This is a genomic window from Azospirillum sp. OGB3, from assembly GCF_014192915.1.
In the GTDB taxonomy this organism is placed as follows: Bacteria; Pseudomonadota; Alphaproteobacteria; order Azospirillales; family Azospirillaceae; genus Azospirillum.
This window is the reverse complement of record NZ_JACHYN010000003.1, coordinates 550,562-567,820: the sequence shown is the minus strand read 5'-3', so window position 1 is coordinate 567,820 and position 17,259 is coordinate 550,562. Positions and strand designations below refer to the sequence as shown.

At 69.3% G+C, this 17,259-nt stretch carries 17 protein-coding genes; 11 read left to right on the top strand and 6 right to left on the bottom strand.

Going from position 1 to position 17,259, the window contains the following annotated elements:
• Window positions 1–24 precede the first annotated feature (24 nt).
• Entirely contained in the window at window positions 25–447 is a 423-nt protein-coding gene (locus tag FHW79_RS10095; RefSeq protein ID WP_183178776.1) for a bacteriohemerythrin, read from the bottom strand.
• Window positions 448–667: 220 nt separating this feature from the next.
• Here FHW79_RS10095 and FHW79_RS10090 point away from each other — a divergent pair, with 220 nt between their 5' ends.
• On the top strand, window positions 668–1,474 hold the full coding sequence (locus tag FHW79_RS10090) for a Fic family protein (protein WP_183178775.1): 807 nt from the start codon (window positions 668–670) through the stop codon (window positions 1,472–1,474).
• 13 nt (window positions 1,475–1,487) lie between these two features.
• Here FHW79_RS10090 and FHW79_RS10085 read toward each other — a convergent pair whose 3' ends face one another.
• Window positions 1,488–3,179, bottom strand: a complete 1,692-nt coding sequence (locus tag FHW79_RS10085) for a CocE/NonD family hydrolase (protein ID WP_183178774.1) — start codon at window positions 3,177–3,179, stop codon at window positions 1,488–1,490.
• A 257-nt stretch (window positions 3,180–3,436) separates the two neighbouring features.
• Window positions 3,437–3,952: an adenine phosphoribosyltransferase gene (locus FHW79_RS10080; protein WP_183178847.1), complete on the bottom strand. Its 516-nt coding sequence runs from the start codon at window positions 3,950–3,952 to the stop codon at window positions 3,437–3,439.
• Between the two features lie 199 nt (window positions 3,953–4,151).
• Here FHW79_RS10080 and FHW79_RS10075 point away from each other — a divergent pair, with 199 nt between their 5' ends.
• From FHW79_RS10075 to FHW79_RS10055, 5 genes are all read left to right on the top strand, one after another.
• A complete protein-coding gene (locus FHW79_RS10075; RefSeq protein WP_247884256.1) occupies window positions 4,152–5,288 on the top strand; it encodes an MlaE family lipid ABC transporter permease subunit in 1,137 nt (378 codons plus the stop codon).
• Window positions 5,289–5,294: 6 nt separating this feature from the next.
• On the top strand, window positions 5,295–6,089 hold the full coding sequence (locus FHW79_RS10070; protein WP_183178772.1) for an ABC transporter ATP-binding protein: 795 nt from the start codon (window positions 5,295–5,297) through the stop codon (window positions 6,087–6,089).
• 9 nt (window positions 6,090–6,098) lie between these two features.
• Complete coding sequence (locus FHW79_RS10065; protein WP_183178771.1) at window positions 6,099–7,058, top strand: MlaD family protein; 960 nt, start codon at window positions 6,099–6,101, stop codon at window positions 7,056–7,058.
• 11 nt (window positions 7,059–7,069) lie between these two features.
• Entirely contained in the window at window positions 7,070–7,735 is a 666-nt protein-coding gene (locus tag FHW79_RS10060) for an ABC-type transport auxiliary lipoprotein family protein (RefSeq protein WP_183178770.1), read from the top strand.
• Window positions 7,736–7,816: 81 nt separating this feature from the next.
• Window positions 7,817–8,578: a hypothetical protein gene (locus tag FHW79_RS10055; protein WP_183178769.1), complete on the top strand. Its 762-nt coding sequence runs from the start codon at window positions 7,817–7,819 to the stop codon at window positions 8,576–8,578.
• 146 nt (window positions 8,579–8,724) lie between these two features.
• On the opposite strand, the gene rpoH is transcribed toward FHW79_RS10055, so the two are convergent.
• Window positions 8,725–9,624 carry an RNA polymerase sigma factor RpoH gene (gene rpoH, locus FHW79_RS10050; RefSeq protein ID WP_183178768.1) on the bottom strand — a complete coding sequence of 300 codons (900 nt, stop codon included), beginning with the start codon at window positions 9,622–9,624 and terminating at the stop codon, window positions 8,725–8,727.
• Between the two features lie 300 nt (window positions 9,625–9,924).
• On the opposite strand from rpoH, the gene FHW79_RS10045 reads away from it, so the two are divergent.
• From FHW79_RS10045 to pseG, 4 genes are all read left to right on the top strand, one after another.
• On the top strand, window positions 9,925–11,334 hold the full coding sequence (locus tag FHW79_RS10045; protein WP_183178767.1) for a cytochrome ubiquinol oxidase subunit I: 1,410 nt from the start codon (window positions 9,925–9,927) through the stop codon (window positions 11,332–11,334).
• A gap of 5 nt (window positions 11,335–11,339) precedes the next feature.
• Window positions 11,340–12,347: a cytochrome d ubiquinol oxidase subunit II gene (gene cydB / locus FHW79_RS10040; protein ID WP_040134234.1), complete on the top strand. Its 1,008-nt coding sequence runs from the start codon at window positions 11,340–11,342 to the stop codon at window positions 12,345–12,347.
• Window positions 12,348–12,418: 71 nt separating this feature from the next.
• On the top strand, window positions 12,419–13,093 hold the full coding sequence (locus FHW79_RS10035; protein ID WP_183178766.1) for a hypothetical protein: 675 nt from the start codon (window positions 12,419–12,421) through the stop codon (window positions 13,091–13,093).
• 17 nt (window positions 13,094–13,110) lie between these two features.
• The gene (pseG, locus tag FHW79_RS10030) at window positions 13,111–14,154 is read left to right on the top strand and encodes a UDP-2,4-diacetamido-2,4,6-trideoxy-beta-L-altropyranose hydrolase (protein WP_183178765.1); all 1,044 of its coding nucleotides are present in this window, start codon (window positions 13,111–13,113) and stop codon (window positions 14,152–14,154) included.
• Here pseG and FHW79_RS10025 read toward each other — a convergent pair.
• On the bottom strand, window positions 14,141–14,911 hold the full coding sequence (locus FHW79_RS10025; RefSeq protein ID WP_183178764.1) for an SDR family oxidoreductase: 771 nt from the start codon (window positions 14,909–14,911) through the stop codon (window positions 14,141–14,143). The two genes, pseG and FHW79_RS10025, sit on opposite strands and share 14 nt — an antisense overlap.
• An 11-nt stretch (window positions 14,912–14,922) precedes the next feature.
• Complete coding sequence (locus FHW79_RS32610) at window positions 14,923–16,005, bottom strand: ketoacyl-ACP synthase III (protein WP_183178763.1); 1,083 nt, start codon at window positions 16,003–16,005, stop codon at window positions 14,923–14,925.
• Between the two features lie 118 nt (window positions 16,006–16,123).
• On the opposite strand from FHW79_RS32610, the gene FHW79_RS10015 reads away from it, so the two are divergent.
• Window positions 16,124–17,251: an SRPBCC family protein gene (locus FHW79_RS10015; protein ID WP_183178762.1), complete on the top strand. Its 1,128-nt coding sequence runs from the start codon at window positions 16,124–16,126 to the stop codon at window positions 17,249–17,251.
• The last annotated feature ends 8 nt before the right edge of the window (window positions 17,252–17,259 follow it).

The following is a 17,259-nucleotide window of genomic DNA, read 5'->3' as shown; positions in this document are numbered from 1 at the left end:
GTGCGGGGGCTTCCGCGCGTTCGCTCAATGGGTGGCGGTGCTGCCGGCGTCTTCGGCCATGAAGGGGCTGTACTGCTTGTCCACCGACTGGATGTGCTCGATGAACCACTCCTTCAGGAGCAGGATCAGGTCGATGCGCAGCATCATCTCGTTGCTGTCGTCATCGTCCAAGGTCAGCTTGTGCACCTCGTCGATGAAATAGCGGTGCGCGGCCCGGTGGGCGTCGAGGCCGGGATAGCCCTGCTGCTCCATCAGCGCCTCCTCACGCTTGAAATGCACGGTCGTGTATTCCTGCAAGCCCCCCAGCAGCCCGGACAGGCTGGCGCGGTCCTTCTCCGCGATGCCGGCCTTCAATAGATGGTTGAACATGTCGAGCAATTTTCGGTGGTCGTCGTCGAGAATGTCGACGCCGACGCTCATCGATTTATCCCAGGCAACATGTTGCATCGGATCAATCCTTCCAGAGGGCCGGGTCAGGCGAGTATAGGGCAGCGGAAATCTTGTATTGCGATGTTAAAACCGGCAACCGCGGCCGCACAAGCGGCAAAAAACCGCAGGCTGGAGGTTGCGCCGCAGCCTGTTGACCTTGTGGGGCGGCAAAGGATGTGCTTCCCCGCGCGCCGTCCAGGCATTATGAAAATGCCAGGGATCTGCGGAGTTCGGGACGATGGCGCTGCTGGACGATATTCTGGAGAAGAAGCGGGTTCTGGACGACGCCCGGCCGATGCCGCCGACGGTGGTCCGCGATCTGGCCGACCGCTTCGAGCGCGGCCTGACCACCGCCTGCCTCCTCGTGGAGGGGGTGGAGCTGTCACCGGACGACATCCGCATGGTGCTGGACCGCGGTTCCGTGCTGCGCAGCCGCCCGGCCGAGCCGCAGCGCCTCGTGCTCAACCATCGCGCGGCGCTGGAACTGATGGCCCGCCTGTCCTTCCAGGGCGGTGGGGTGGTGACGGAGCGCACCATCGCGGCCTTCCATGGCGTGCTGTACCAGGGGATCGACACGAACGCCGGACGCTACCGGGACGGTGCGCTCAAGGACGACGCCGGGGCTTCCCCCGATCCGGCGAAGGTGCGGGTGTCGATGTCGGCGCTGTCGGGCTGGCTGCGCCGGACGGAGGCTGGGCCGGAGGCCGCCTTCGAAGCGCATCACCGGCTGATGAGCGTCCGTCCCTTCTTCCAGGGCAACGCCGCAACCGCGCTTCTGCTGTGCAACCTGATCCTGAACCGTGCGGGCTTCCCGCCGGTGGTGGTGACCGACGAGGATCGCGAGATGTATGGCGCGATGGTGGAGCGGGCCTGGTCGCTGGGCGACAAGACGCCGTTCCGCGACCTGATGATGCGCCTGCTCGACCGCAGCCTGAACCTGTGCCTGCGCAGCGCCGCCCGCGCGCTCCGCGATTTCGAGGCGGACGATGAGGACGAGGGTGTCTTCGGCGACGCCCGCGAGGAGGGCTTTGGCCGGCGCCCCTGACGGGTTCCGACGGTCAGGCCCGGGCCGGCAGCAGCAGGCGCGACGGGCGGGCGCCGCCGCCGTGGATCAGCAGGGTGATCGGCTGCGCATCCACCAGCCGTGTCTCGCCCGGCTCCGCCCCCGTCCCTGGATTGACGGGATAGGCCGGGAAGCAGGACCCGGCGAGGCTGAGGCGCAGCGCGCTTCCGGCGGGCAGGGTCGCGCAGAGCGCGCGCAGGGCCACCGGCATGGGGCGCTGCTCGCCGCCCGGTTCGACCCGCGCGTGACCCTGGCTGAGCGGCAGGACGCGCCCGTCGGGCAGCACGGCGGACAGGACGGCGCTGACGTCGAAGGACGGGGCGTCGGCCTCCACCCAGATTTCCAGTTCGGCCTGACCGGACAGCGTCAGCGGCGCGGTGAGCGGGGCGGTGTCGTAGACCGCCACGTCGGGGCGGGCGTCGACGGCGGCGCGGTTGCGCGGACCGGCGTCGGGCACGGCGTGGCCGCCCACGGTGGGCACCGGATCACGTGGATCGTGGACCAGCACATCGAGAAACGCTTCCCCCGGGGCATCGTCGCGCAGGGCACCGCCGCGCCGCGTGGCGAGGCCGTCGCTGGACAGATGCAGCGGGTGCGCGGCGGGCGGCAGGGCCGGCAGGTCGCGCCAGCGGCGTTCCAGAACGTCGAACAGGCGGATCGGCCCGCCGCGGTCGGCGCCGTTCATCTCTCCCTTCAGGAAACGCTCGAACCAGCCGAGTTGCAGCGCATCGAAGGATGGCACGTCGGACGGCGCCCGGCCGTCGCCGCAGGATTCGTCGAGTCCGGCATGGGTCGTCACCCCATGGCGATCCCAGGGGCCGACCAGTAGGCGGACAGAGCCATCGCTGCCGGTGGACAGGGCCTCGTGCGCCGCCAGCGTGCCGGTCAGGCGCGGGTCGTACCAACCGCCGATCTGAAGGACCGACACATCCCCTATCCCGCCGCCGGAAAGGGCTTGGCGCGGCGACAGGTCGTCCCAGCCGCCACCCGGCCCGGGCGTGGTCAGCCAATCGTCGTGATGGCAGTGCCGCGCGTAATCCCGCAGCACCCTTGGGCGGGACGGGATCTCGTCGTCCAGCGGCAGGCTGCGGATCGCCTCCAGGAGCGCGCGGTAGGCCGCGCCATCCTCCAGCCGCCGGGCGGATTCCGCCGCGCAATGCAGCGCCCATCCCATCGCGTCGGCCAGCCGGAAGGCCCCGCCCTCCGTCGCCCAGTCGGTGAAGACGTCCCAGCCGGCCAGCGCCGGAACCACCGCGCGCAACGCGGCGGGCCGCTCGGCCAGGGCCAGGAGTTGCGCCATTCCCGCGTAGCCGCTGCCGTACATGCCGACGGTGCCGTTGGAGCCGGGCAGGGAGGCCGCCCAGGCCACCGCGTCGGCACCGTCCTCACGCTCCGCCTCGAAGGGGCGGAAACGGCCCTCCGACGTGCCGCGCCCGCGCACGTCCTGCACCACGACGACATAACCGCGGGCGGCGTACCAGCGCGGGTGCGCGTAATGGCTGGTCATCGCGGTGCGCCGCCCGCAGGCCAGACGCAGCAGCAGGACCGGCCAGGGGCCGACCCCGTCGGGACGGTAGAGGTCGGCGTCCAGCCGCAAGCCCTCGCGTGTCCGCATGGAGACGGTTTCGGGTGGCCGGACGGCCAGAAGGGGCGGCTGTTCGAGAATCACCGGGGCCATATGGGTCATGGGGCGCCCTGCCGAGCAACTGTGACCGGCCACTCTCGCAAGCGCTGTGCCATGAGCGGCGAACCCCGCCGCGATGCTCCCTCTCCCGCCCCGGGAGAGGGAAGGGGCCCGCGCAACGCGCAGGAAGGGTGAGGATGCCGCCGAGAATCAGTGCCTTGATCCTCGGGCGACCCTCACCCGGCGCCTTCGGCGCCACCCTCTCCCGGGGCGGGAGAGGGTGCTTAAAGGATGGGCAGACGCCTCTCGGGAAGGCGCTTTTACGAATCGTAGCTCATCAGCGAGACGCTGGGGACGTCCAGCTTGTCGCGGCCGTTGAGGAAGGTCAGCTCGACCAGGAAGGCGGCGGCGCGGACGTCGGCGCCGACGCGGCGCAGCAGGCTGATCGCCGCGGCCATGGTGCCGCCGGTCGCCAGCAGGTCGTCCAGCACGACCACGCGCTGGCCCGGCTTCACGGCGTCGGCCTGAACCTCGATGGTGTCGGTGCCGTATTCCAGGTCGTAGGAATGGGCGACCTTGTCGCCGGGCAGCTTGCCGTGCTTGCGCACCATGATGAAGCCGGTGCCGAGCGCCAGGGCCAGCGGGGCGGCGATCAGGAAGCCGCGGGACTCGATGCCCACCAGCAGCTCCGGCTTGCGCGGGCGCAGCGCCTCGGCCAGCTGGTCCACCGCTTCCTTCCACGCCTCGGCGTGGGCCAGCAGCGGGGAGATGTCGTAGAAGAGGATGCCGGGCTTGGGGAAGTCGGCGATGCCGCGGATGTGGTTCTTCAGGTCGATGGGGTTCGGCATGGTGAAAAGGTTCCTGTGCAACGGCGGCGCCATACTATCGGGGCGGCGGTCCGCGTGCAAACCACCGCTGTGCGGCTGTTTTTCCCCGGCTTGAGGTTGACCATCGGGGGGGCTTGCGGCCAAGTTCCTCTCCACAAGCATGAGCAGCGCCGCGTGGCGGCACCGGAAGGGAAGGGCAGGACGGGGCATGGCGCGCGAAAGGGCGTGGTTGGAATCGTCGCGCGCCGGCGACGGTGAGTGGCGGCTGACGGCTCTCGGCCGTTGGGATCTGCAGGCCGCCGGGTCCCTGTCGGGCACGCTCGACGGCTTCGCGCTGGACGGCGGCGGGACGGTGAGCCTCGACCTGTCGCGGCTGGATGCCATGGACACGGTGGGGGCCTATCTGCTGTCCGCGCTGTCCGCCCGGCTGACGGCGGCGGGCCACGGCGTCGACCTGTCCGCCATCCGCCCGGAGCACGCCGCCCTGTTCGACGCCGTGCGCGAGGTCGGCCCCCCGCCGGTCGAGCGGGCCCAGACGCACCGCCCCATCCTCGACATGCTGGAGCGCACCGGTCGCACCGCCGTCGACGGGCTGCGCGAGGGGCGGGACCTGCTGTCCTTCCTTGGCCTCATCGCCATCACCTTCGGGCGGCTGATCGTCAACCCGCGGCGGCTGCGCTTCCGCTCGGTGATGTTCCACATCGAGCAGACCGGGCTGAACGCCCTGCCGATCCTCGGGCTGCTGTCCTTCCTGATCGGCGTGGTGCTGGCCTTCCAGGGGGCGGACCAGCTCCGCCGCTTCGGGGCGGAGCTGTTCGTGGTCAACCTGCTGGGCGTGTCGATCCTGCGCGAAATCGGCATCCTGATGACCGCCATCATCGTGGCCGGGCGCTCCGGCTCCGCCTTCACCGCGCAGATCGGCACCATGAAGGTGAACCAGGAGGTGGACGCCATCAGCACGCTGGGGCTGGACGTGGTGGAGCTTCTGGTGGTGCCGCGCGCGCTGGCCCTGATGATCACCCTGCCGCTGCTGGCCTTCTACGCCGACATCATGGGGCTGTTCGGCGGTGCGGTGATGAGCTACGCGACGCTGGACATCACCTTCGGGCAGTTCATCCGCCAGCTTCACGGCGCCGTCACGCTGCCGCATTTCCTGGTTGGACTGGTGAAGGCCCCGGTCTTCGCGCTGGTGATCGCCATGGTCGGCTGTTACGAGGGGCTGAAGGTCTCCGGCAGCGCCGAGAGCGTGGGCACGCTGACCACCAAGTCGGTGGTGGAGTCCATCTTCCTGGTGATCGTCCTGGACGCGGTGTTCTCCGTCCTGTTCTCCTTCCTCAGGCTGTGAGGGACCGTGGCGCCGTTTGACGACAGACAACCGGATGCGCAGGACGCGGTGATCCGCGTGCGCGGGCTGGTCACGCGCTTCGGCCCGCAGGTGGTCCATGACGGGCTCGACCTCGACGTGCGGCGGGGCGAGGTGCTGGGCGTGGTCGGCGGCTCCGGCACCGGCAAGTCGGTCCTGCTCAAGGAGATTCTCGGCCTGATCCGCCCGGCGGACGGCCGGATCGAGCTTCTCGGCCGCGACACCGCCGGCCTGCCGGAGCGCGAGCGGGTGGCGCTCCAGGCGCGCACCGGCGTGCTGTTCCAGAACGGCGCGCTGTTCAGTTCGATGACCGTGGCGCAGAACGTCATGGTCCCGCTGCGCGAGCACACCGACCTGTCGGCGGCGCTGTCGGCGGAGATCGCGCGGGTCAAGATCGCCATGTCCGGCCTGCCGGCCAACGCCGGGGCGAAGTTCCCGTCGGAGCTGTCGGGCGGCATGATCAAGCGCGCCGGGCTGGCCCGCGCCCTGGCGCTCGACCCCGACATCCTGTTTTTGGACGAGCCGACCGCCGGTCTGGACCCCATCGGCGCCGCCGCCTTCGACCAGCTGATCCGCAACCTTCAGCGCAGCCTGGGGTTGACCGTCTTCATGGTCACCCACGACCTGGACAGCCTGACCTCGATCTGCGACCGCATCGCGGTGCTGGTCGACAAGAAGATTCGCGTGGGCACGCTGGAGGAGCATCTCCGCGACCCGCATCCCTGGATTCACGACTATTTCCACGGACCGCGCGGCCGCGCCGCGCGCCATGCAGAAAGCTGACCGGACGCCATGGAAACCCGCACCAGCTACATCCTCGTGGGCAGCTTCGTGTTGGCCTTGCTCGCCGGCCTCTTCGTCTTCACGGTCTGGGTCGCCAAGATCCAATTGGAGGAGACGCGCCAGCCCTATTACATCTATTTCACCGGTTCGGTGACGGGTCTGCAGGAGGGCAGCCCGGTGCGGTACCGCGGCATCCCCGTGGGCACGGCGACCGACATCCGCCTGGACCCCAACGACGTCAGCCGCGTGCGCGTGCGGATCGAGGTGCAGGAAGGCACGCCGATCAAGACCGACTCCATCGCCTCGCTGGAGGTGCAGGGCATCACCGGCGGTGCCTATGTCCAGATTTCCGGCGGCACGGAGATGAGCGAGCTTCTACGCACCGCGCATGACGGCGGCATCCCGGTGATCCCGTCGCGCCCGTCGTCGCTGACGGTCTTCGTCGACGCCGCCCCGCAGCTCCTGAACCGCGCGCTCGACCTGACCAACCGGGTGGCCGACCTGCTGACCCCGCAGAACCAGGCGGCCATCGCCGAGATCCTGGCCAACACGCGCACGTTGACCGGCGAGCTGGCCCGCGCCAGCCAGGGGCTGGACACGACCCTCGCCCAGGCCAACCGCACGCTCCAGGGCTTCGAGACGGTCGGGCCGCAGCTCGGCCAGACGATGGAACAGGCGCAGCGCACGCTGGCCGCGGTGGAGAGCGGCACCAAGACGCTGACCGGCGACCTGAACACGCTGGCCGGGTCGCTGAACAAGACCGCCAACCAGCTCAACGCCATGATCGGCGAGAACCGCGGGGCGATCCGCGACTTCACCGGCGGCGGGCTGTATGAGCTGACCTTGCTGATCTCGCAGTTGCGCGACCTTTCGGGGCAATTGTCCCGCGTCGTGACGCGGATCGAGAACGACCCGTCGAACTTCCTGTTCGGCGGAACCCGCCAGGGCGTGGAGGTGCGTGGACGATGACAAGCCTTTTGATGACGGGCCGTTTGATGAAGGCGACGGCGGCGGGGCTTCTGGCGCTCGGCCTGATGACCGGCTGCGCGGCGCTGAACCCCACCGCGCCCAGCCTCTACACGCTGACGCCGGGGACGGTGGCCGAATCCGGTTCGCCACCGGTGCGCTGGCAGTTGCTGGTGGAGCCGCCGGCGGCCAGCGCCGGCATCGACACGCCGCGCATCGCGGTCACACGTTCGGCCACCGCGCTCGACTACTTCGCCGGGGTGTCCTGGGCCGACCGGGCGCCGAACATGGTGCAGGGGCTGATCGTCCAGTCCTTCGAGGACAGCCGGCGGATCGTCTCGGTCGGGCGGGATTCGGCGGGGCTGCGCTCCGACTTCCTGTTGAAGACCGAACTGCGCGATTTCCAGGCGGAATTCACCGATCCCAACGCCGCGGCGCCGGACCGGGTGCGGGTGCGGCTGTCGGCCAAGCTGGTCGCCATGCCCAACCGGACCATCGAGGCGGGCGAGACCTTCGACGCCGTGGTGCCGGTGCGCGGGTCGGACTTCAGCGACGTGATCGCCGCGTTCAACATGGCCTTGGGGCAGGTGGAAGGCGCGTTGGTGGACTGGACCCTGCGGCGGGGCGAGGCGGTGTTCCGCGCCGAAGCCGGCCGTCCGGGTTCGGCGGGCCTTCGTTGAGGAAAGCGCTTGCTATGCGTACAAAGCCTCATACGTAATAGGGATCTGGGACGGGCAGGGGCTGACGGGGCAGAGCATCCGATGATGGAGCTTGCGGAGCTTTCGCGCGACGAGTTGCAGGCGATGTCGGAGGCCGCGCGGGAGGTCCGGCTGTGCCAGCGGGTGCTCGCCAAGACCGGCGACACGGTAGTGGGGGAGCTGCTGCGCGGGCACGGCACCCTCTACGAATGGCGCCATTATCCGCCGGGCGACGTCTACGACGCCGAATACCACGCCCAATACTATTACCACTGCCACCCCGAGGACGAGCGACCCGACGGCGAGCATGGGCACTTCCACACCTTCCTGCGCCCGCTGGGCATGCCGCCGGGCATGGAGCCGGTGCCGCTGAAGGACTACGAGGAGCCGGACAACCCCAACGACGCCCTGTCGCATCTGGTGGGGATCGCCATGGACGTGGCGGGGCAGCCGGTGCGCCTGTTCACGACGAACCGTTGGGTGACCGGGGAGACGTGGTACGCGGCGGACGACGTGATCCGCATGCTCGACAGTTTCACGGTTGACCACGCCCGGCCGTCCTGGCCGGCGAACCGCTGGATCACCGCGATGATTCGGCTGTTCCGGCCGCAGATTGTCAGGCTGCTGCAGGAACGCGACCGGACGGTCGCCGCCTGGAGCGACCGCCATCCCGACGTCTGGGTCTACGAGGACCGGTCGCTGGAAGTGACGTCGCAGATCCTGATCTCGGTGGAAGAGCAGATCGCGACGGTGGAGCACGCGTTGCGCGGCGTGCGGCGGCGGTCCCCCGTGCTGCCGGAACCGCCGCGCTTCGTCACGCCTTGATAATATTCCCTCTCCCGCCCCGGGAGAGGGAAGGGACCCACGCATCAGCGTGGGAAGGGTGAGGGTGCCTGCAACGGGCCAGCGCCTTGATCCTTGCGCGACCCTCACCCGGCGCCACCCTCTCCCGGGACGGGAGAGGGCTTTCCTCACACCGGCAGCAGCGCCTTGCCCGTGGTGCCCGGAACCTGCCGGGCCTGGGCCATCACCGCCTTCTGGACCTTCTCGAAGGCGCGCACCTCGAGCTGCCGCACGCGCTCACGCGAGACGTGGAAGTGCTGGCTCAGCTCCTCCAGGGTCAGCGGCTCGTCGCGCAGGCGGCGGGCCACCAGGATCTGCCGCTCGCGGTCGTCGAGAACGCCCAACCCCAGCTTGAGGAACTGCTGGCGGCGCTTGCGCTCCTGCGCGCCGGCCAGGATCGCCTCCTGGTCGGGGCTCTCGTCGGCGAGCAGGTCCAGCCATTCGCTGTCACCGTCCTCGGCGAGCGTGGCGTTCAGCGAGCGGTCGGTGCCCAGCCGGCGGTTCATCTCGATCACGTCGGCCTTGGAGACGTCCAGTTCCGTCGCGATGCTTTCCACCGCCTCCGGAGACAGGTCGCCGCCGAAGGTGCCGTTGTCGGCGTCCTGCAACTGCGCCTTCAGCCGGCGCAGGCTGAAGAACAGCTTCTTCTGGGCCGCCGTGGTGCCGATCTTCACCAGCGACCAGTTGTGCAGCACATATTCCTGGATCGCCGCCCGGATCCACCAGGACGCGTAGGTGGCGAAGCGGAATCCCTTGTCGGGGTCGAACTTCTGCGCCGCCTGCATGACGCCGACGTTGCCTTCGGCGATCAGGTCGGACAGCGGCAACCCGTAGCCCTGATAGCCGCGGGCCATTTTGAAAACGAGCCGGAGGTGGCTGCCGATCAGCTTGTCGAGGGCGCGGCGGTCCTGCCGCTCCCGCCAGCGGATGGCGAGGTCGCGTTCCTGCTCGGGGGTGAGGTAGTCGTACTTGCGGGTTTCTTTTAGAAAGAGGGTGAGGGGTTCGCCAGAAACTGCCAGTTCCGTCAAAGAGCTTCTCCTGATTCCGGCATCCTCGGGAAACACCCTGCAATGGACCGATGGCCCCCGGCCCGGCTGGCCGGCGGGGCCATCGGAGCGGGGTGGGATCGGCTGTGGCCCAGGGCCGGCCGCAAATGTGTGGATGTCGGCAAGAGCTTAGAAATAAGAGGTCGCCGCCGCGGTTCAAGGGGTGGGGGGAAAGAAAGTATCCGCAGACGGAAAACGGGAACTCCCTGGGACCGACCGCGTTGGGGGTCGGTCGGGTCGGCTGGAACCGGCCTCGGTGACCGTCAACGGAGGGCCGCGGCCATGGACCTCGATCCGCTGCTTCTGTCACGAATCCAGTTCGCTTTCGTGATTTCTTTTCACATTCTTTTCCCCTCTTTTACGGTGGGGCTGGCCTGCTGGATCGCGGTTCTGGAGGCGCGGTGGCTGATCACCGGCAAGGCGCTGTATCGCAGCCTGTCGGAATTCTGGACGCGGATCTTCGCCATTTCCTTCGGCATGGGCGTGGTCTCGGGAATCGTGATGACCTACCAGTTCGGCACGAACTGGAGCCGCTGGTCCGACATTGTCGGCAACGTTCTGGGGCCGCTGATCCAGTACGAGGTGGTGACCGCCTTCTTCCTGGAGGCCGCCTTCCTCGGCATCCTCCTGTTCGGGCGGGACCGCGTGCCGCGGGGCATCCATTTCCTGGCGGCGGTGCTGGTGGCGACGGGGACGGTCCTCTCCTCCTTCTGGATCCTGTCGGCGAACAGCTGGATGCACACCCCGGCGGGGGCGGAACTGCGCGACGGGCGGTTCTTCGTCACCGACTGGTGGGCGGTGGTCTTCAACCCCTCCTTCCCCTACCGGCTCGCCCACATGCTGACGGCGATGTTCCTGACCACCGGGTTCGTGGTGGCGGGCATCAGCGCCTTCTACCTGCTGCGCAACCGCTTTTTGGAGCACGCGCGGGTCGGCCTCAGCATGTCGCTGGCGCTCATCACCGTCCTGGCGCCCCTGCAGATCTTCCTCGGCGACCTGCACGGGCTGAACACGCTGGAGCACCAGCCGGCCAAGATCGCCGCGATGGAGGGCCATTGGGAAGGCGGGGCGCGGGCGCCGCTGATCCTGTTCGCCATCCCCGACAACGAGGCGGAGACCAACCACGCGGAAATCGCCATTCCCGCCCTGTCGAGCCTGATCCTGACCCACGAGTGGGACGGGGTGGTCCCCGGCCTGAAGAACTTCCCGGTGGCGGACCGGCCCAACCCGGAAATCCTGTTCTGGACCTTCCGCATCATGGTGGGGATCGGCATGATCATGCTGACGGTGGCGCTGATCCATCTGGTGCAGCGGGTGCGTGGAAAGCTCTACAGCCCGCACTGGTTCCACAAGGTCCTGGTCGGCTGCATGCCGCTGGGCTTCGTCGCCATCCTCGCCGGCTGGTTCACCACCGAGATCGGGCGCCAGCCCTGGGTGGTCTACGGGATGATCCGCACCGCGGACGCGGTGACTCCGGCCCTGACCGGCGGGGCGGTGCTGACCTCGCTGATCGTGTTCATGGTGGTCTACGCGATCATCTACGGGGCCGGGACCTATTACCTGTTCCGCTTGCTGACCATCGGGCCGGCGCGGCTGAACGACGAGGATCTGGAGGTCCCGGCGGTGGCGCAGGGCCATCAACCGAAGCGGCCCCTGTCGGTGCCCGGCGAATCCATCGAACCCGCGGAGTGACGTCCATGGAAGGCAGCCTGCTGACCCTCGCCTGGGTCGCCATCGTCGGTTTCGCCGTCTTCATGTATGTGCTGATGGACGGCTTCGACCTCGGCATCGGCATCCTCTACCCCTTCGCCCCCAGCGAGGAGGCGCGGGACGTCATGATGAACTCGGTGGCGCCGGTCTGGGACTTCAACGAGACGTGGCTGATCCTCGGCGGGGCGGGGCTGTTCGCGGCCTTTCCCATCGCCTACGCCATCGTCCTGCCGGCCATGTATCTGCCGCTTCTGCTGATGCTGATCGCGCTGATCTTCCGCGGCGTCGCCTTCGAGTTCCGCTTCAAGGCGCGGAGCAGCCGCCATTTGTGGAACAAGGCCTTCTTCCTGGGCTCGCTGCTCGCCACCTTCGCGCAAGGGGTGGTTCTCGGCTCCTTCATCCAGGGGATCGAGGTGGAGGGGCGCAACTTCGCCGGGACCATGCTGGACTGGCTGACCCCCTTCAGCCTGTTCTGCGGCGTGGCGCTGATTGCCGGCTACGCGCTGCTGGGGAGCACGTGGCTGATCTGGCGGACCATCGGCATTCTGCAGGACTGGTGCTTCCGCGTGGCGCGGCGGCTGCTCATCGTGGTGCTGGTTCTGGTCGCGGCGGTCAGCCTGTGGACGCCCTTCCTGGACGCCTCCATCGCCGCGCGCTGGTTCTCGGTGCCCAACATCCTGCTGCTGTCGCCGGTGCCGCTGATGGTCGGATTCCTCGCCTTCGGCCTGTGGCGGGCGCTGGACGAGGGGCGCGAGGTGCTGCCCTTCGCCTTCGCCATGGGCTTGTTCGCGCTGTCCTACCTGGGGCTGGCGATCAGCCTGTGGCCGGTGCTGATCCCGCCGGGGATCACCGTGTGGCAGGCGGCGGCCCCACCGGAAACCCAGGTCTTCCTGTTGATCGGCATGGCCTTCCTGATTCCGACGATCCTGATCTACACCGCCTACAGCTACTGGGTTTTCCGCGGCAAGGTAACGGGCGCCATTGGTTATCATTGATGTCGGCGATCATTGAGAACCCGCCCGACGCTGGCGTACAACAGCCGACCCCTTTCGACGGAGACCGCGCCATGACCCCAGACACCGCCCCGGACATCAGCTTCGCCGAGGTGATGCTGCGCAAGGGCGCGGAACTGCTGCAGGACACCCCTTCGGACGACGCGGCGGAGGAGGCCGTGAACATCATGGCGCGCCGTCTCGCCATCGCAGCGACGATGGACGCGCCGCTGGTCGTCCACGCCGAGGGCGGCGGGCGGCCCGAGATGTTCGAGGAGGCGATGCGGCTGGCCGGGGTTTCCGCCGGGGAGCGCGCCGCCGCCCTGGCCGAGGCCCGGCAGGCCGAGCGCGCCGTGGTGTTCGAGTTCGACGGCACCGGCCCGCTGACCGGCAACCGCGTGGTCGCCGCGGTGATTCGTCCGGAGGACCGGCCGGACCTTCTGGAGGCCTACATCGCCATCGGGCGCCTGCGCGACGGCACCGCCCAGGTGACCGTCGCCCCGGCGACCCTGCGCCTCGACGCCCGCGCGCTGGCGGAGACTCTGGCGCTGATCGGTCCGGCGGCGCAGCACAGCCTCAACGCCGCCAACGCCGCCATGGCCCACGCGGCGAACATCACCGCTTTGCCGGGGCATGAACTGGACAGCATGCCGGGCGCCCTGGTCGCGCTCTACTGGCACGCCTTCTGCCTGTCCTCGGCCCGCACGCGGCTGCGCCCCACCGGGCCGAACGCCCCGACCCTGCATTGAACGCGGGGAGACGGCCCGTGAGGGTGCTGTTCCGCGCCGACGCCGGGGCCTTCATCGGGGCCGGGCATGTCATGCGCTGCCTCGCGGTGGCGGAGGCTGTGCAGGAACTGGGAGGCAATGCCCTGTTCGCCGCGGCGAGCCTGCCCCCGGCTTTGGAGGAACGTCTGCGCGCTGCCGGCATGGCCGTTCACCGGATCGACGCGGCTTCCGGCAGTGCCGCCGACCTTGCCGCGACGCGCGCCATCGCGGCCGAAGCCGGTGCCGACGCCATCGTGCTGGACGGCTATGCCTTCGATGGGGAATGGCGGGCCGGGCTGGCCGGGACGGGGCTGTGCATCCTGGCCTTCGACGATGCCGGAACGGGGGAGCCGATCCATGCCGGGCTGATCGTCAACGCCGCGCCGGACGCCGCGTCGCTGCCCTACGGCAAGGGCAATCCCGACGCCTGTCTGCTGCTCGGCCCGGCCCACGCGCCGTTGCGTCGGGAGGTGCGGGAGGCCGCGGCGGCGGCCAAGCCGCCGTTGGAGGAACGCCGCGGCCTGCTGGTGACCTTCGGCGGCTCCGACCCGCTGGGGCTGACGGCCCCGGTGATCGAACGCCTCGCCCCCCGCCTGCCGCCGGACGTCCGGCTGGATGTGGCGGTCGGCGGGGCGGTGCGCGACGCGGCGGCGGTGGAGGCCGCGGCGGCGTGTTGCAAAGACAGCGTGCGGCTGCACCGCGACACGCCGCGCATGGGGCGCCTGATGGCGCAGGCGGGGCTGGCCGTCTCGGCGGCGGGCACCACGACCGGCGAACTGGCGGCCATCGGCACGCCCGCCGTCCTGGTCACCATCGCCGACAACCAGTTGGAGGCCGCCCGCCAGTCGGAGGCTCTGGGCTGGTGCGCCCTGGTGGCCGGACAGACCGAAGGGGCGGCCGAGCGGATCGCCGACGTGGCGCTGGAGCTTTGGGCCGATCCGGCGCGGCGGCGGACCATGGCGGGCAAGCTGGCCGGAATCGTCGATGGCCAGGGCGCCCTGCGCATCGCGCGGGCGCTGGCGGAGGCGATCACCCCGCGGTAAAGCCGCCGTCCACGGGCAGCACCGTCCCGGTCACCCAGCGCCCGCTGTCGGCCAGCAGATAGGCCACCGCGTCGGCCACGTCCTGCGGCGCGCCGTAGCCCAGCGGGTGGGCGGCGGCCAGCGCGGCGTTCTGCTCCGCCGGCAGCATGGCGAACTGCTTCTCCGCCTTGGCGCCCAGCACCACCGCCGGGGCCACCACATTGACGCGGATGCGCTTGTCGGCCAGTTCCAGCGCCAGCGATTGCGCCACCGAGACCAGCGCCGCCTTGCTCGCCGCGTAGAGCGAACGGCCCTTCTGGCCCTTCAGCCCGGCGACCGAGCCGACATAGACGATCGCCCCGCCGCCCGGCGCGAACACGCCCCTCTGGTGGAAGCCGCGCGCCAGCATCAGCGACGCCCCGACGTTCAGCGTGAAATAGCGGTCGAACTGCGCCCGGTTGACCTGCCGCAGCACGGAGTATCCCTGCTCCGACGCGGAATGGACCAGCCCGGCGAAGGGGCCGCCCGCCTCCGCCAGACCCTTCATCCAACCGGGGATGGCGTCGAGGTCGGTCAGGTCGATGGGGGCGATGCTGTGCCGCTCCGGCCCATCCAGCAGGGCGCGGGTGGCCTCCAGCGCGTCGGCGCGTCGGCCGACCAGCGTGAGGGCCGCGCCCAGATCGGCCAGCGTGCGGCAAATCTCCCGCCCGATGTCGCTGTCGGCGGAGGCCCCGGTCACCAGCAGGCGCCGTCCCGTGAGGTCGAGCGGGTTGCGCATGGTCCGGCGGCTCAAGGGGTCAGCAGAGGGAAGTCGTCGGGGATCTCCTGCACTTCCGGCGCGGGGATCGGCCCGACGTCGGCCACCACCGCACCCCAGGACCAGCCGACGCCGAAGCCGGCCAGCAGCATCTTGCGCGTGCCGGTGGACAGCGCTTCGCCCAGCCGGTGGCTGACCGCCAGAGGGATGGAGGCCGAGCTGGTGTTGCCGAAGTCGTGCATGTCCACGAGGAATTTTTCCGGCGGGAACTTGGTCTTCTTGCGCAGATGCTCCAGCATGAAGGCATTGGCCTGGTGCATCACGCAGAGGTCGATGTCCTCGACCCCGACGCCGGCGAACTCCAGCGTCTCCCGCACCAGCGGCGGCACGGCGCGCAGCGTGAAGGCGAAGACCTCCGCCCCGTTCAGCGACAGGCGCGAGTCGGTGAACATCCGCTCCTGCTTCTCCGCCGGCCAGGGCTCGCGTCCGGGCACCAGCGAGTTGCGGCGCCCGCCGGCCTTGACCCAGATGTTCTTGGCTCCGCCGCCGTCGGTGCCGACGACGACATGGATCGGCGCGGCCCCCTGGCTGACCTCCAGCGCCACGGCCCCGCCCCCGTCGCCGAACAGCGGCAGGGTGGAGCGGTCGCCCGGCACGAGGTGGCGCGAACTGGTGTCGCCGCACAGCACGATCGCCCGCCGGCCCGTCGATCCGCCAAGCAGGCGCCCGGCCATCCACAACCCATAGACGAAGCCGGAGCAGCCCAGGTTGACGTCGAAGCAGGCCGCCCCGGTCGCCAGCCCAAGCCGCTTCTGCATGACGCAGGAGGTCGCCGGCACGTTGTAGTCGGGGTCCTGCGACACGAAGACCAGCACGTCGACGCTGGCCGGGTCCCAGCCGAGCTGGGCAAGCAGCCCTTCGGCCGCCGCGACGCACATATCCGATGCGCAGATGTGCGGCGGGGCGATGCGCCGCTCGTACACGCCGGTGGTGGCGAACAGCTTCTCCGCCTCCTCCGCCGTGAAGAGGGAGTGGTCCTCCAGGAAGGAATGGCGGTGCGGCGGCACGGCGGCCCGGAATCCCGCGATGCGCACGCCCTCGATGATGGCCTTCACCGGCTGCTCCCTCTCTCCGCCGCTTTTCCGTCCGTCCTGGACTTGAGCGAATTCGGAGACTATTAACCGAAAGAACGCTAGGGTCGAATGATTAACGAACCGATAAATGGGATCTGCCATGGATGACCGGGTTCAGCAAAGCCGGCTTTCACCCCCGCCCGACATGGTGATCCCGCCGCAGCGTTACTCCGGCGAGGCCAATCACGCCGAAGAGGCGGCGCGAATCTTCCGCCGTTGCTGGATGTTCGTTGGATTTACGGACGACCTGCGCAACGACAACGACTTCATCACCGCCGACATCGCCGGCACCTCGGTTCTGGTCCAGAACTTCGACGGGGAACTTCGGGCCTATCACAATGTCTGCACGCACCGCTATTCGCTGATCCACCTGCGGCCCTGTGGCAACGGCAAGCCGGTCTGCCCCTATCACGGCTGGGTCTTCAACCGCGACGGCGTCCCGGTCGGCATCCCCGGCAACCGCGAGCATTTCGGCCTGGACGACGCGGCGAAGAAACGCCTCGCCCTGCGGCGCTTCGAGGTGGCGGTGCGGGGCCGCTTCGTCTTTGTCCGGCTGGAGCCGGCCGGGCCGGGGCTGGACGAGCAGCTTGGTGCCTATGGCGCCGTTCTCGACCATCTGTCGGAGCTGTTCACCGACCGCATCGACGAGGGCGTGCTGCCCTGGAATGCCAACTGGAAGGCGGCGCTGGAAACCGCCCTGGAAGTCTACCACGTCGACGCCACCCACCCGGAAACCTTCAAAAGCTACGTGAAGAAGGTGTGGATCTGCTCCTACGAGGGCGAGCATTCACGGGGCATCAGCCAGCTGTCCGACGGTTCGGCGCGCTGGTGGGACGGGGTGAGCCAGAAGATGGGGCTGCCGCGCAGCGATCGGCTGGAAAGCTACGACCATTATCTGATCTTCCCCAACCTTGCCATCGGCGTCTCCCACGGCGCGCTGATGAGCGTCCAGACCTACGATCCCATTGGGCCGGACCGCTGCGAATTGCATTACCGCCTGTTCCTGGGCGAGACGTCCAAGCCGCAGACCAAGGGCGGGGCCGCCCGCAAGGCGGTGGAGGCCAACGTCTCCGGTTTCAACCGCACCATCCTGGGCGAGGACCAGCGCGTCGCCGAATCCACCCACAAGGGGCTGAAGCAGGTCCAGGCCCCCGCCGTCCTCGGTTCCTGCGAGGAGCGGATCGCCGCCTTCCACCGGGTCTGGCTTGCCCGCATGGCCGCCGAATGAGCCGTGAC

Bases quoted from the DNA above. Each gene is read 5' to 3' on its own strand.
- FHW79_RS10095 (WP_183178776.1), bottom strand. From the start codon at position 447: ATGCAACATGTTGCCTGGGATAAATCGATGAGCGTCGGCGTCGACATT.
- FHW79_RS10090 (WP_183178775.1), top strand. From the start codon at position 668: ATGGCGCTGCTGGACGATATTCTGGAGAAGAAGCGGGTTCTGGACGAC.
- FHW79_RS10085 (WP_183178774.1), bottom strand. From the start codon at position 3,179: ATGACCCATATGGCCCCGGTGATTCTCGAACAGCCGCCCCTTCTGGCC.
- FHW79_RS10075 (WP_247884256.1), top strand. From the start codon at position 4,152: ATGGCGCGCGAAAGGGCGTGGTTGGAATCGTCGCGCGCCGGCGACGGT.
- FHW79_RS10065 (WP_183178771.1), top strand. From the start codon at position 6,099: ATGGAAACCCGCACCAGCTACATCCTCGTGGGCAGCTTCGTGTTGGCC.
- FHW79_RS10060 (WP_183178770.1), top strand. From the start codon at position 7,070: ATGACGGGCCGTTTGATGAAGGCGACGGCGGCGGGGCTTCTGGCGCTC.
- FHW79_RS10055 (WP_183178769.1), top strand. From the start codon at position 7,817: ATGATGGAGCTTGCGGAGCTTTCGCGCGACGAGTTGCAGGCGATGTCG.
- FHW79_RS10045 (WP_183178767.1), top strand. From the start codon at position 9,925: ATGGACCTCGATCCGCTGCTTCTGTCACGAATCCAGTTCGCTTTCGTG.
- cydB (WP_040134234.1), top strand. From the start codon at position 11,340: ATGGAAGGCAGCCTGCTGACCCTCGCCTGGGTCGCCATCGTCGGTTTC.
- FHW79_RS10035 (WP_183178766.1), top strand. From the start codon at position 12,419: ATGACCCCAGACACCGCCCCGGACATCAGCTTCGCCGAGGTGATGCTG.
- FHW79_RS10025 (WP_183178764.1), bottom strand. From the start codon at position 14,911: ATGCGCAACCCGCTCGACCTCACGGGACGGCGCCTGCTGGTGACCGGG.
- FHW79_RS10015 (WP_183178762.1), top strand. From the start codon at position 16,124: ATGGATGACCGGGTTCAGCAAAGCCGGCTTTCACCCCCGCCCGACATG.